The sequence below is a fragment of the Cohnella xylanilytica genome, from assembly GCF_014212175.1.
Classification (GTDB): domain Bacteria; phylum Bacillota; class Bacilli; order Paenibacillales; family Paenibacillaceae; genus Cohnella; species Cohnella xylanilytica.
The window spans coordinates 1-14,210 of the sequence record NZ_JACJVR010000064.1 but is presented as its reverse complement, the minus strand read 5'-3'; the positions used below and the strand labels follow the sequence as shown (position 1 = coordinate 14,210).

Annotated in this window: 11 protein-coding genes; all 11 read right to left on the bottom strand. The window is 63.1% G+C overall.

Translation table 11 applies throughout. The annotated features are described in order from the left end of the window. Window positions 1–23: 23 nt before the first annotated feature. On the bottom strand, window positions 24–884 hold the full coding sequence (locus tag H7B90_RS16485) for an ABC transporter permease (RefSeq protein WP_185136994.1): 861 nt from the start codon (window positions 882–884) through the stop codon (window positions 24–26). Then, window positions 868–1,695 (bottom strand): ABC transporter permease, encoded by an 828-nt coding sequence (locus H7B90_RS16480; protein ID WP_185136993.1) that lies wholly within the window; start codon window positions 1,693–1,695, stop codon window positions 868–870. Before H7B90_RS16480 ends, H7B90_RS16485 begins: the two co-directional genes overlap by 17 nt. Next, the gene (locus tag H7B90_RS16475; RefSeq protein ID WP_185136992.1) at window positions 1,692–2,699 is read right to left on the bottom strand and encodes an ABC transporter ATP-binding protein; all 1,008 of its coding nucleotides are present in this window, start codon (window positions 2,697–2,699) and stop codon (window positions 1,692–1,694) included. Before H7B90_RS16475 ends, H7B90_RS16480 begins: the two co-directional genes overlap by 4 nt. A gap of 736 nt (window positions 2,700–3,435) precedes the next feature. After that, complete coding sequence (locus tag H7B90_RS16470; protein WP_185136991.1) at window positions 3,436–3,678, bottom strand: hypothetical protein; 243 nt, start codon at window positions 3,676–3,678, stop codon at window positions 3,436–3,438. 181 nt (window positions 3,679–3,859) lie between these two features. Beyond that, the gene (gene pyrE / locus H7B90_RS16465) at window positions 3,860–4,519 is read right to left on the bottom strand and encodes an orotate phosphoribosyltransferase (RefSeq protein ID WP_185136990.1); all 660 of its coding nucleotides are present in this window, start codon (window positions 4,517–4,519) and stop codon (window positions 3,860–3,862) included. Window position 4,520: 1 nt separating this feature from the next. After that, entirely contained in the window at window positions 4,521–5,261 is a 741-nt protein-coding gene (gene pyrF, locus H7B90_RS16460; RefSeq protein WP_185136989.1) for an orotidine-5'-phosphate decarboxylase, read from the bottom strand. 95 nt (window positions 5,262–5,356) lie between these two features. Next, on the bottom strand, window positions 5,357–8,584 hold the full coding sequence (carB, locus tag H7B90_RS16455) for a carbamoyl-phosphate synthase large subunit (RefSeq protein ID WP_185136988.1): 3,228 nt from the start codon (window positions 8,582–8,584) through the stop codon (window positions 5,357–5,359). Beyond that, window positions 8,571–9,716: a carbamoyl phosphate synthase small subunit gene (locus H7B90_RS16450; RefSeq protein ID WP_185136987.1), complete on the bottom strand. Its 1,146-nt coding sequence runs from the start codon at window positions 9,714–9,716 to the stop codon at window positions 8,571–8,573. Before H7B90_RS16450 ends, carB begins: the two co-directional genes overlap by 14 nt. 63 nt (window positions 9,717–9,779) lie before the next feature. Continuing rightward, window positions 9,780–11,081, bottom strand: a complete 1,302-nt coding sequence (pyrC, locus tag H7B90_RS16445; protein WP_281421388.1) for a dihydroorotase — start codon at window positions 11,079–11,081, stop codon at window positions 9,780–9,782. A 168-nt stretch (window positions 11,082–11,249) separates the two neighbouring features. Then, complete coding sequence (pyrR, locus tag H7B90_RS16440; RefSeq protein ID WP_185136986.1) at window positions 11,250–11,798, bottom strand: bifunctional pyr operon transcriptional regulator/uracil phosphoribosyltransferase PyrR; 549 nt, start codon at window positions 11,796–11,798, stop codon at window positions 11,250–11,252. A gap of 276 nt (window positions 11,799–12,074) precedes the next feature. Further along, window positions 12,075–13,328, bottom strand: coding sequence for an LL-diaminopimelate aminotransferase (locus H7B90_RS16435; RefSeq protein ID WP_185136985.1), 1,254 nt, complete (start codon window positions 13,326–13,328; stop codon window positions 12,075–12,077). Window positions 13,329–14,210 lie beyond the last annotated feature (882 nt).

Below are 14,210 nucleotides of genomic sequence, written 5' to 3'. Positions count from 1 at the left end.
TCTCCATTATAAAGGAACGGGCGCTAGCCGCGCATCGAGACGGCGTTGCCGGAAGCGTAGCGCCGAAGCCCGGCCCGGAACAGCCACGCTCCCGCCAGGCACGTGCCGGCCGCCATTCCGGCCGCGCCGAGGACGAAGCCGGGCTCCAGGTTCCGGAGCAGCCCGATCGGCAAGTAGCTGATGAAGCCGGCCGGAACGATTGAGAACAGCGCGATCCGCGCCATGCCCCGGAAGATGTCGGCGGGGTACGTCGTCAAGGAGACGAAGCTGTTGAACGCCTGCTGGGCGATTCCTTCCGAATTGCCGAGGAAGAAGGCGCAGCAGCCCGCGATAAGCATGACTCCCATGAACAGCAGGCCGCTGATCGCCAGGCCCATAGCGAACTTCCCGAGTCCGGCGAGCGTATGCTCTCCCGCCCAGGCATAGATGACGACGCCGAACAGGAAGTCGCCGGCGGCCGTCACCGACATGCGGCTCGCGAGCGCGTTCAGCAGCACCGGCTTCGGCTGGGAGAGATAGACGTCGAGCTGGCCCGACGAGACGATCTGCGCCACGCGGTGGAAGTTGCCGAACAGCACGTTCGCCCAGCCGAAGCCTCCCGCCCCGACCGCCCACAGCATCATGACGTCACCGAGCTCCCAGCCGTGCACGACGGGGAAGCGGCCGAAGAACAGGCTCCAGAAAAACAGCCAGATCAAATTGTTGACGAACATCATGCCCGCCAGCAGCAGGAAGCTGAGCCGGTATTCCATCGCGGCCGCCAGGTTGACCTTCCAGGTCGTCAGCAGAAACCGGACGACGCCGATTCCCTTCGCGAAGGGGCTTCTCTTCCCCGCGTCCCGCGAGGCATCCGCTCCCGCGAACGTCTTATCCTCCGTTGACATGCAGCTTCCTCGCCCCTCTCCTGTACTGGTAGGCCACGAGCGCGCCCAGCGCGGCGATCCACGCCGCCTGGATGGCCGCGCTCGCCAGCAGAGACGACCCGTCCGGATGGACCGCGGCCTTCGCCGGCAAATAGAGCGACGCCTGGAACGGCAGCCACGCGCAGACGCGCTGCAGCCATTCCGGCATCAGATCGACCGGCAGCAGCATGCCGCCGATCGTGAATTGCAGCTTCTGCAGCACGAATTGCAGACCGCTCGTCTCTTCCACCCAGAACGCGCAGAGCGCGATCGCCGCGTTCAGCAGGAACGCCACCGTGATCGCCCCGAAGCTGAGGGAGAACAGGCCGAGCCAGCCGAAGCCGAAGTCCGGGGCGCCGACGGACGGCCAGGCGATCAAGCTGCCGACGGCGAGATGAAGGACGAAGCGGACCGCCGCTTCCGCCAGATAGGAGGAATAGTGGTACCCGACGTAAGACATAGGACGCAGCAGCCGGACGGCGATGTCTCCGTTCTTCACTTCCTCCTCGACCTTCGCCGCAAGAGGCGAGCCCGCCATCGTGAGCGCTTCGGTGAATACGAGATACCAGACGATCTGCTTGATCGTGAAGCCGCCGATGACGGCTTCGCGGTCCCCTTCGTAAGCGGCCGTCCACAGCTGGACGAAGACGAACAGAATCAGGAGCAGGAAGGAGCACCGCAGCGCGAAGTCCGCGCGGTACGCGAGCTGCTGCCGGATCGTGATCCGCGCCACCGCCGCCGCCTTACGCCGGCCGGCCGCCAACCGGGGGAGGAGCCTCCCGCCGCCGCTCATGCTCCCTCCTCCTTTTCCCCGCGCCTGCCGTAAATATGCTTGATCGTCTCCTCCAGCGGAGGGTCCTCGACCGTGATGTCCTCGATCCGCACCCGGCCGATCCAGCCGCCCAGCACGTCCTCGACGGCCGTCCGCCCGAGATCGACCTCGATCGTGAAGGTGCGCCCCTCCTTCCGGACCGCGTTCGTTCCTTCCGGCAGCGGCAGCTCGGATTCGCGCAGCTCGGAAGCCGTCGTCAGCCGGATCGTCTTGCGGTTCAGGACGTCCCGCTTCATCCGCTCGACCGGCTCGTCGAGCAGGAGTCCGCCGTGATGAATGACGACGACCCGGGAGCACAGCTCCTCGACGTCGGTCGGGTCGTGGGACGTCAGCACGACGGTCGTCCCTTCGCTGCGGTTGCTCTCGCGGATCAGCTCGCGGATGCGCTGCTTGACGACGACGTCGAGCCCGATCGTCGGTTCGTCGAGGAACAGCAGGCTGGGCCGGTGCAGGAAGACGGCGGCGATCTCGCAGCGCATCCTCTCCCCGAGCGACAGCTTGCGGACGGGGGTGCGCAGGTACGGGCCGAGCTCGAAGCGTTCGATCAGTTCCCGGCTGCGGCGGGCGTAATCCTCTCTCTTCAGCTCGTATACCCGGCCGATCAGCTCGAACGTATCGACGGGAGGCAAGTGGTACCACAGCTGCGACTTCTGTCCGAACACGGTGCCGATCCGGTACGCAAGCTCGCTTCTCTGCTTCCAAGGCGACAGGCCGAGCACCTCCGCCTCCCCGAACGACGGGTGGAGGATGCCCGTCAGCATCTTGATCGTCGTCGACTTGCCGGCCCCGTTCGGCCCGAGGAACGCGACCGTCTCCCCTTGCCCGACGGTCAGGTCGATTCCCCGCACCGCCGGCTTCTCCTCCCATTCCGGCCGCAGCAGGGAGCGCACGCTCCCCCGCAGTCCCGGTTCCTTCCGCTTCACCTTGAACGTCTTGCCCAGCCCTCTCGTCCGCAGCGCCAGCATGCCGGCCCCTCCCCTTCTCTCGACTGCGGGGCGGACGGCCGATGCGCCGACGACAAAAAAAGACCTTCGGCCAGTCCCCGCCCCGATGGCGGAACTTGCCGAAGGTCTTTTATCCCTACGGTGTAGCGCGGCCTATCGGCCGCTTGCCGGTCTCGCTCGGTTCGCCCGCCCGGGGAACGCCCCGGACGTCGGATCCCTAGAGACCCTTCCGTTTGATGTAACATATTACCAGCGAATCGCCGGCGTGGCAACCCCTTTTTTACGGCTTTACGGCTCGCCCACTCTCGTACGGACTTGTTCGCAGGCTCGGACTCGCCATCTTTGCGGAGATCATGCTGCGTAGAGCTTCTATATAGGCGATAGGCGGCTGGTTCCAGCATCGCTGGAAAAGGCGGCTAACGAATCGGGGAGACGCTATTTCGCCCAAAATCGCGGATTTTCGACTCTAACGAATCGTATGGACGCTATTTCGCGCTGAAAGCCCCTTTTTCCCCCGTTTAGCCTTAAATCAGATCGCTGGGGCTCGTTAGAGTTTCAAAATGGGCTTCGGACGCTAAATAGCGTCGCCTGAGTTCGTTGGAGCAAAAGGGGCCGGCCAATGAACCGGAACCATGTGATTCCGATGGCAACGATGAACTCGACTTCCGAATCTCCCTATTCCGAGAAGCCCGTAAGCGAGAGGGTCTGTCTGCCGTTTTTTCCGCGGATACGCTCTTCGGGAGCCGCTCATGCTCCGTCATGCGGTATAGAGGAGATCCTCCATAATCGTCAGAAGCCGGTGACGCATCCGCTTCAGCTTCTCGATCGACCGGTCCATCATGAGCTCCGCCCCGGGAAGCTTCTTCATCGCGGCCAGCGCCCGATGCGTCTCGTCCAGCTCCACGATCTCCTCGCTGAACGCCTTCTTCCGGTCGTAGATCCTGACCTTGGATAACAAGTCCGCCGTATTCGCCCACAGCTGTTCGAAGTCCGGTCTCATCGCGCTTCATCCTTTCCAATCGAGGTTCAAGGTAGTTCTTTATTACCCCTCCGATCGGATGCTTGAAACCGAACCATCCCCGATCCGGGCGGTCCGGGTCGGGGATTGGGCGTAAGGCTATCGATGGCGAAAAGGGGAAGGGATGAACCCTGCGAACTCCGAGGGCTCCCTCGGGTTAAGCTTAAACGCCGAATGCGGAAGGGTTCTCGCGCCACGATTGGAGAAGCGCGACGTCCTCCTCGCGGATCGCGCCCGTCTCCACGGCGGCCGAGATGAGCGCCGTATAGTTGGACAGCGTGTCCAGCGGAATGCTCTCCGCCGCGAACGCCTCCGTCGCCTTCGGGAACTGGTACGTGAAGATCGCGACGACGCCCTGCACCTCGCAGCCGGCTTCGCGGACGGCGACGGCGGCCTTCAGCGAGCTGCCGCCCGTGGAGATGAGGTCCTCGATCAGCACGACCTTCTGGCCGGGCTTGAAGTGCCCTTCGATCTGGTTCGTCTTGCCGTGGCCCTTGGCCTTGTCGCGCACGTACAGCATCGGCAGCCCGAGCTTCTGGGCGACCCAGGCGGCGTGCGGGATGCCGCCCGTGGCGATGCCGGCGACCGCTTCGCAGTCCGGATACTTGTCGCGGATGACGGCCGCGAAGCCTTCCGCGATCAAGTCGCGGATGTCCGGGTACGACATCGTCAGCCGGTTGTCGCAGTAGATCGGGGACTTCAGGCCGCTCGTCCACGTGAACGGCTCGTGCGGGCGCAGCGCGACGGCGCCGATGCTGAGCAGCCCTTTGGCGATGGCTTGCGGAAGCTGATCAAGCTGAACGTTGGCATTGGCGTTAGACATGTTATGAGCTCATCTCCTCGAAAATGGTGTGAAGGGCTTCGGCCGGGTCCGGGGCTCCGGTGATCGGACGGCCGATGACCAGGAAGTCGGTGCCGCCGCGAACGGCGTCGAGCGGCGTCGTGATGCGCGACTGGTCGCCGGCGTCCGCGCCGCGCGGGCGAATGCCCGGCGTCACGGTGAGGAACGCCGCGCCGCACGCCGCCTTGATCGCGGCGACTTCGAGCGGCGAAGCGACGACGCCGTCGAGCCCGGCTTGCTTCGCGAGCCGCGAATAGCGGACGACCGCCTCTTCCACGGTGCCGGCGATGCCGATCTCGTCGTTCAGCGTCGCCTGGTTCGTGCTCGTCAGCTGGGTGACGCCGATGACGAGCGGCTTCTCTCCCGCGGCGTCCCCGGCTTCGATCGCGTCCCGCACCCCTTGCACGGCCGCGCTCATCATCGCGGCGCCTCCGGCCGCGTGCACGTTGAACATGTCCACGCCGAGGCGGGCGATGCTGCGCGCGCCGCCGCGGACGGTGTTCGGGATGTCGTGCATCTTCACGTCCAGGAACACCTTGAAGCCGCGGGCCTTCAGCTCGCGCACGACGGATGGGCCGGCCGCGTAGTACAGCTCCATGCCGACCTTCGCCCAGCAGCCGGTTCCTTCGAGCCGCCCGGCGAGGCGCAGCGCCTCCTCCGCGTCGGGCTTGTCCAGCGCCACCATCACTTTGGCGGCGGCCTCGCTCCGTGTCAATCGGTTCATGATAAGACCTTGCTCCCTTCCCGGTTGGGCTTGTTCATACAGAAGCCCGATCCTCCGCGCCTGTCTGGCGGCGCGGGGACCGGGCGATTACGCGATTAAGCCTGGCCTTGCAGGACCGGCATCGGCTCGCTCGAGAAGCGCAGCGCCTGCAGCATGTGCAGCAGCGCGCTGACCGTATCGAGGGAGGTCAAGCAGACGACGCCGTTCTCGACCGCTTCGCGGCGGATGCGGAAGCCGTCGCGCTCCGGCGTCTTGCCCTTCGTCAGCGTGTTGACGACGAATTGCGCTTGGCCGGTGCGGATCAGGTCGAGGATGTTCGGCGAGCTCTCGCTCAGCTTGTTGACGCGTTTGACGCGCATGCCCGCCTTCTCCAGCGCGTCGGCCGTGCCGCCCGTGGCGAGCAGCTTGTAGCCGAGATTGTAGAAGCCGCGGAGAATCTCGATCGCTTCTTCCTTGTCCTTGTCGGCGATCGTGGCGATGATCGATCCCGATTGCGGGATTTTCATGCCGGAGCCGATCAGTCCCTTGAACAGAGCCTTCGCGAAGTGGCGGTCGCGGCCCATCACTTCGCCGGTCGACTTCATCTCCGGCGTCAGCGTCGGGTCGACGCGGCGCAGCTTGGCGAAGGAGAACACCGGCACCTTGACGGAGACGTATTCGTCTTCCGGCCAGAGGCCTTCCTTGTAGCCCAGGTCCGCCAGCTTGACGCCGAGGATCGCCTGGGTCGCCAGGTTCGCCATCGGCACGTTGGTGACCTTCGACAGGAACGGCACCGTCCGCGAGGAGCGCGGGTTGACTTCGATGACGTACACCTGCTCCTGCCAGACGACGAACTGGATGTTGACCAGACCGACCGTCTTCAGCTCCTTCGCGATGCGGGTCGTGATGTCGATCGCCTGGCGCTTGACGTCCTCGGACAGCGATTGCGGCGGGTAGACCGCGATCGAGTCGCCGGAGTGAACGCCCGCGCGTTCGACGTGCTCCATGATGCCCGGGATGAGAACCGTCTCCCCGTCGCAGATGGCGTCGACTTCGATCTCCTTGCCGAGCATGTAGCGGTCGATCAGGACCGGATGCTCCGGATTGATCTTCACGGCCACCTTCATGTAGCTAAGAAGCTCTTCGTCGGAGTAGACGATCTCCATCGCGCGTCCGCCGAGGACGTACGAAGGACGGACGAGAACCGGATAGCCGAGCTCGCGGGCGGTGCCGACCGCTTCCTCGACCGACGTGACGGTGCTGCCCTTCGGCTGCGGGATGTTCAGCTTGCGCAGCAGCGCTTCGAACTTCTTGCGGTCTTCCGCTTCGTCGATGCTGGCGAGCGACGTGCCGAGAATGCGCACCCCGGCCTTGGCGAGCGGACCCGCCAGGTTGATCGCCGTCTGGCCGCCGAACTGGACGATGACGCCGATCGGCTGCTCCTGCTCGATGACGTTCATGACGTCTTCGAAGAAGAGAGGCTCGAAGTAGAGGCGGTCCGACGTGTTGAAGTCGGTCGACACCGTCTCGGGGTTGTTGTTGATGATGACCGCTTCGTAGCCCGCGTTGCGCAGCGCCCAGACGGCGTGAACGGTCGAGTAGTCGAACTCGATGCCCTGGCCGATCCGGATCGGGCCGGAGCCGAGCACGACGACCTTCTGCTTGTCGCTCGGCAGCACTTCGTTCTCGGTCTCGTAGGTCGAGTAGTAGTAAGGCGTCGACGCTTCGAACTCGGCGGCGCAGGTGTCGACCATCTTGTAGACCGGCTTGATGCCGAGCTGCAGGCGGTACGCGCGGACGTCCGCTTCGGCGATATGCTGCGCGCTCGCCCCTTGGCCTTCGCGGCGAAGCTCGGCGATCGCGCGGTCGGTGAAGCCCATCCGCTTCGCCTTCAGCAGCGTCTCCTGGGTGAGCCCCGGCTCGCGGCGCACGACGTCCTCGAACGCGACGATGCGCTCGATCTTGTCGAGGAACCACCAGTCGATCTTCGTCGTGTCCTGGATGAATTGCAGCGTCCAGCCGCGGCGGAACGCCTCGGCGATCAGGAACAGGCGCTCGTCGTCCGCCTTCGCGAGGCGGGCCTTCAGCGTCTCGTCGTCGATCTCGCCCGCTCCCTTGAGCAGGATGCGATGCGTGCCGATCTCGAGCGAGCGGACCGCCTTGTGGATCGATTCCTCGAACGTGCGGCCGATCGCCATGACTTCGCCGGTCGCCTTCATCTGCGTGCCGAGCTTGCGGTTCGCATCGGTGAATTTATCGAACGGCCAGCGCGGGATCTTGCTGACGATGTAGTCCAGCGTCGGCTCGAAGCAGGCGTACGTCTGGCCCGTAACCGGGTTGACGATCTCGTCGAGCGTGTAGCCGACCGCGATCTTCGCGGCCATCTTCGCGATCGGGTAGCCCGTCGCCTTGGACGCCAGCGCCGAAGAGCGGCTGACGCGCGGGTTGACTTCGATGACGTAGTATTGATAGCTGTGCGGGTCGAGCGCGAACTGCACGTTGCAGCCGCCTTCGATGTTCAGGGCGCGAATGATCTTCAGCGACGCGGAGCGCAGCATCTGGTATTCGCGGTCGGACAGCGTCTGGCTCGGCGCGACGACGATGCTGTCGCCCGTGTGGACGCCGACCGGGTCGAAGTTCTCCATGTTGCACACGACGATGCAGTTGTCGTTCGCGTCGCGCATGACTTCGTATTCGACTTCCTTCATGCCGGCGATCGACTTCTCGATCAGGCACTGGCCGATCGGGGAGTAGCGGATGCCGTTGGCGACCGTCTCGCGCAGCTCCTCCTCGTTCCCGACGATGCCGCCGCCCGTGCCGCCCAGCGTGTAGGCCGGACGGACGATGACCGGGTAGCCGATCTGGTTCGCGAATTCGACGGCCGCTTCGACGGTCGTGACGATCTCGCTCTCCGGCACCGGCTGCTCCAGCTCGCGCATCAGCTCGCGGAACAGGTCGCGGTCCTCGGCGCGTTCGATCGCGGTCAACTGCGTGCCGAGCAGCTTCACGCCTTCCTGCTCCAGCACGCCGGCACGCGCCAGCTCGACGGCCATGTTGAGGCCGGTCTGGCCGCCCAGCGTCGGCAGGAGGCCGTCCGGACGCTCCTGGCGGATGATCTGCGAGACGAATTCCAGGTTGATCGGCTCGATGTATACCTTGTCGGCCATGTTCGTGTCGGTCATGATCGTGGCCGGGTTGCTGTTGATGAGGACGACTTCGAGTCCTTCTTCCTTCAACGCTTGGCAAGCTTGCGTGCCCGCGTAGTCGAATTCCGCCGCTTGTCCGATGACGATCGGACCGGAGCCGATAACGAGAATTTTCTTGAGGTCTTTATTTCTGGGCATACTGCAGCTCTCCTCTCAGCGTCTGGGCCAATTGCGCTTGGCGCGGCCGTTCGGGGTTGTTGCGCTTGTGCTCGCGGATCATATCCAGGAAGCGGTCGAACAGGTAGCTGTTGTCGAACGGTCCCGGCGCCGCTTCGGGATGGTATTGAACGGTGAAGGCCGGATATTTCTTATGCTTGAGGCCTTCGATCGTCTTGTCGTTGTTGTTGATGTGCGTCACTTCGAGCTCCGTGCCTTGGATCGACTCGTCCTTGACCGTGTAGCCGTGGTTCTGCGAAGTGATGTAGCACCGGCCGGATTCGAGCTCCTTGACGGGATGGTTGCCGCCGCGGTGGCCGAACTTCAGCTTCTCCGTGTCCGCGCCGCAAGCGAGGGCGAACAGCTGGTGGCCGAGACAGATGCCGAAAATCGGGAATTCGCCGAGCAGCTCGCGGATCGTCTTCACCGCGTGGGGGACGTCCTTCGGGTCGCCCGGGCCGTTGGACAGCTGGATGCCGTCCGGGCTTAAGCGGCGAATCTCTTCGGCCGTCGTGTCGTGCGGGACGACGACGACGTCGCAGCCGCGCTCGGTCAGCTCGCGCAGAATGCCGCTCTTCGCGCCGTAGTCGATCAAGACGATGCGCTCGCGGTTGCCTGGGCTCGAGAACAGCGTCTTCGTCGAAGTGCGCGCCACCTGGTCGCGCAGCAGCGAGGAAGCGTCCAGCCGCTCCTTCAGCTCCTCGAGGCGTTCGTTGCCCGTCGTCAGAATCCCCTTCATCGTGCCGTGCCGGCGGAGAATCCGGGTGAGCATGCGGGTGTCGATGTCGCTGATGCCGACGATGCCGTACTCCTTGAGCAGGCTGCCCAGCGTGTACTGCGCGCGCCAGTTGCTCGGAATCTCTTCATGGCGGCGTACGACGAAGCCGTGTATATAAGGCCGGATCGACTCGAAGTCGTCGCGGTTAATGCCGTAGTTGCCGATCAGGGGGAAGGTCATCGTTACGATCTGCCCGCAGTACGAAGGGTCGGACAACACTTCCTGGTAGCCGGTGATGCCGGTGTTGAACACCACTTCTCCCGTCTGGGCGCCTTCGGCGCCGAATCCTTGACCCGTGAACAGAGTGCCGTCTTCCAGCAACAGTCTTGCTTGCATCCCGATTCCTCCTATTATGTGTGCTCGGCAGAACCTATCGTAAGCCGTTGGCGTCTATGCTGCTCAGTTGATGCCGTTCTCTTCGGTCCAGACGACCTTGCCGTCCACCATCGTCAGCGTCGGCCACCCGTACAGCTTCCATCCCGCGAACGGAGTGTTCCGGCCTTGGGAGAGGAACGTCTCGGGGTTCACTTCGCGCTCGTTCTCCAGGTCGATCAGGATGAGATCGGCCGGAGCGCCGGGCTCGAGCTTGCCCGTCGGAAGCCCGAACACGCGGGCCGGGTCGCTCGTCATGCGTCGCAGCAGGAAGCTTAGCGTCCAACGTCCCGTCTTGACGAACTTCGTGTAGAGCAGCGGGAACGCCGTCTCGAAGCCGACGATTCCGAACGGGGCGCGCTCCAGGCCTCTCGCCTTCTCTTCCGCGCTGTGCGGGGCGTGGTCGGTCACGATGATGTCGATCGTGCCTTCCTCGAGCGCCTGGATGCAGGCTTCCACGTCTCGCGGCGTCCGGAGCGGCGGGTTCATCTTCCAATTCGCGTCCGTCGTGCCCGGGATGTCCTCGTCGGACAGCACCAAGTGGTGCGGACACACTTCCGCGGTGACGTTCACGCCGACCGACTTGCCGAGCTTGATCAACCGGACCGACTGCTCCGTACTGACGTGGCAGACGTGGTAGTGAACGCCCGTCGCTTCCGATAGCAGGATGTCGCGGCCGACGTGGATCGCTTCGGACTCGTTCGGAATGCCCTTCAGCCCGTGCTTGCGGGAGAACGCGCCTTCGGTGACGGCCGCCCCTTCCACCAGCGAATCGTCTTCGCAGTGCGCGATGACCGGCATGCCGAGCGACTTCGCGAGCGCCATGGCGTTCTTCATCATCTGCGCGTTCTGGACGCCGACGCCGTCGTCGGTGAAGCCGATCGCTCCGGCTTCCTTGAGCGCCGCGAAGTCCGTCAGCTCGCGACCGAGCTCGTTCTTCGTGATCGCCGCGTACGGCAGCACCTTGACGACGCCTTCGGCCTCCGCTTTATCCAGCACGTACTTCACCGTCTCCGGCGTGTCGGTGACCGGCCGGGTGTTCGGCATGCAGGCGATCGTCGTGAAGCCGCCCTTCGCCGCCGAGCGGGTGCCGCTGGCGATCGTCTCCTTATATTCGAATCCGGGCTCCCTCAGATGAACGTGCATGTCGATGAAGCCCGGCGAGAGCAGCTTGCCCGTCGCGTCGATCACTTCGCAGCCTGCGGTATCCGGTACCGTATCGCCGTCCGCCCACTGCGCCACCTTGCCGTCTTGAACCTTCAGATGCTTGCGGACGATCTCGTCCTTGTCTCCGTCCACGAACAGGGCGTTCAGAATCCACGTTGTCAAAATGATGGTTCCTCCTCGTCTTCGTCGCGTTCTGTTCAAGCACCGGACGTCGTGCATCTTTATTCACTATATTGTATATGCACAAAGCCGATTTGTCACTACGCCGATAAAATATTCATGTATCGTGAATAAAAATTCACAGCTTTTCCATGATACGCGCCCGTTCTCTCAGGCTTCGGAACCGTGGGGGTGACTGAGGATGACCCCGTCGGTCCGGTCGATCTCCGCCAGCCTCACTTCGATCTTCTCCTGGCGCGAGGTCGGCACGTTCTTGCCGACGTAATCGGGCCGGATCGGCAGCTCCCGGTGGCCCCGGTCGACGAGCACCGCCAGCTGGATCGATTGCGGCCGCCCGCAGTCCATCAAGGCGTCGAGCGCCGCGCGGATCGTGCGTCCCGTGTACAGGACGTCGTCGAACAGAATGACTCGCTTGTCCTGAATCGGGAACGGCAGCTCTCCGGCCTGCCGCGCCGAGACGGCCTCTTGCGGGCGATCGTCCCGGTAACGCGTAATGTCCAGCTCGCCTACCGCGATCTCTTGGCCTTCGATGTCGCGAATCCGCTCGGCCACCCGGCGGGCCAGGTAGATGCCCCGGGTCCGGATGCCGACCAGCACGCAGCCTTCGATGCCTTTGTTCTTCTCGGCGATCTCGTGCGCGATTCGCGTCAGCGCCCGCCTGATCGCCGCCTCGTCCATGATGATCCGGGTATCCTGCACACAAAAAACCTCCCTGCGTCAGAGGCAAGGAGGTTGGCTTCAGATCTCATCCGAGGGCACGACCCGGCCGACCCTCGAGCGAACGAGGATAGGGCAGGAGAGAACCGAGCCGTCGGTTGACTATTCGCGCGCCGCCTTGCCAGTCTCACGGGACTGATTTAAAGGGACCGATTTATCATTTGGAATTATCGCATTTTCGACACGGTCTGTCAAGGCGCAACGAAGCCCCGCTCCGGAAAAATTCCGGGCGCGGGGCTTCGTCCTGCAGCCGGGGGATTAGAATTCGAATTCGACGTCGGACAGGCGGCGCTTGATCTCGTCGATGACGCGGATCTCCTCGGCCTCGCCGCTGGCGATGAACGTCACCGAGAAGCGCACGAAGCGGCCGGCGTCGTCCCACGGCACGGTGGAGATCAGCTTCTCGCGGATCAGGAACTGCGAGAACGCCTCGCCGGACTCGAACCGCTGTCCGCCCTTGATGCCCTTGGGCGCTTCGACGTACAGGAAGAAGGAGCCCTTCGGCTTCTCGGCCTTGAAGCCGAGTTCGTTCAGCGCGCCGACGAGGAGGTCGTGGCGGCGGGAATACTTGGCCGAGATCTTCTCCGTGATGGACGGATTCGCCAAGCCGTACGCGGCCGCCTTCTGGATGGCGATGAACTGGCCGGAATCGTTGTTGTCCTTGACGTCGCCGAACGCCTTGACGATCAGCGGGTTGCCGGCGATGAAGCCGATCCGCCAGCCGGTCATGTTGTAGGACTTGGACAGGGAGTGCAGCTCCACGCCGACGTCCTTCGCTCCCGGCACAGACAGGAAGCTGAGCGGCTTCACGCCGTCGAACGTCAGAGCCGCGTACGGAGCGTCGTGAACGACGACGACGTTGTACTTCTTCGCCCAAGCGACGACCTTCGCGAAGAACTCGGCCGTCGCCGCCGCTCCGGTCGGGTTGTTCGGGTAGTTCAGGTAGAGCAGCTTGGCGCGGTTGGCGATGTCTTCCGGAATGGCGTCCAGGTCCGGCAGGAAGTTGTTTTCCTTCGTCAGCTTGACGTTATACACTTCGCCGCCGAGGTACTTCGTGTGCGTGCCCATGACCGGGTAGCCCGGAACCGTCATGATCGTCACGTCGCCCGGGTTGATGAACACGCTGGGCAGCATGGCGAGGGCCGGCTTCGTGCCGATCGTGTGCAGCACTTCCGTCGCGGCGTCGATGCCGTCCACGGAGAACACTTCCTTCAAGTACTTGGCCGCGGCTTCCTTGAATTCGGGAATGCCGTTGTCGGCGTAGCCGCGGTTCTCCGGCTTGGCCGCTTCTTCGGCCAGCTTCGCGACGACGCCGGCGTCCGCCATCTCGTCCGGCTCGCCGACGCCCATGTCGATCAGCTCGACGTCCGGATGGGCTTGCTTGGCCGCCGCTTTGGCGCGTTTGATTTTCTCGAATTTATAGATGTTCGTATCTTTGCCGTAATTGGCGCCGCCGATGCGGTCCGCGAACTGCTGCTGGATGTACGTCTCTTGGTACTGCTCTACGCTCATGGATCTACACTCCTTATGGGGTTCGGATTCGATTGCGTTGTTCGTCCTTCCCGCCGCGTCTTCCTTTGCACGATTCCGACAAAAGAACGCACGGGTCTACGCTATTAAATATGCCGCAGCGACGCCCCGTCCGCCATGGACTATTCCGCCGAACATTTGCAGGATTTGCAACGGCCCGTCCGGGCGGGAGGCGCCTGCTTCGGCCCGGGGCGGCTAGAGCGTTTTCAGCTTCTTTATGGTGCCCTCGGCGCCCTCGTCGGCAACGGTTATGCGAGGCGTTCGAGGTTCTTAACGCGCCTTTGGTGCTTGCAGCTTCGGATCCCCGTCGTCTCCCCCCAAACTTCATGCCCCCAAAAAACGACGAAAGACCATTTCGCTAACAAACTTCTTGGGAGATGCGACACGGAGGTCTCGTTCATGATGTGCAATCGGATGACAGGTTTCCGGTTCATAAGCCCCTTTTGCTCCAACGAACTCAGGAGACGCTATTTAGCGTCAAAAGCTCTTTTTTTGAAACTCTTACGAACCCCAGCGATCTTATTTAGGGCCAAACGGGGGAAAAAGGGGCTTACGGCACGAAATAACATCTGTACGATTCGTTAGAATCGGAAATCCGCTATTTTGGACGAAAGAGCGTCTCCTCGGTTCGTTAGCCGCCTCCCCCAATCGAAATGGGAACCATGCAAAATCAAGAAGCTCTGCGCGACGCCATCTCCGCAAAGATAAGGATCTCTGGATGGTGCAGGATCTGAATGCAGGCGATTGAATGAGCGTGATTTTTCGAATCAAGTCGTCGAAATAACCCCAAATAGAAGAAATCTGTATGACTTTTCACATTAAAATAAAGCAACGCACCATCACAAGAGCAGCGGTGCTATGTCA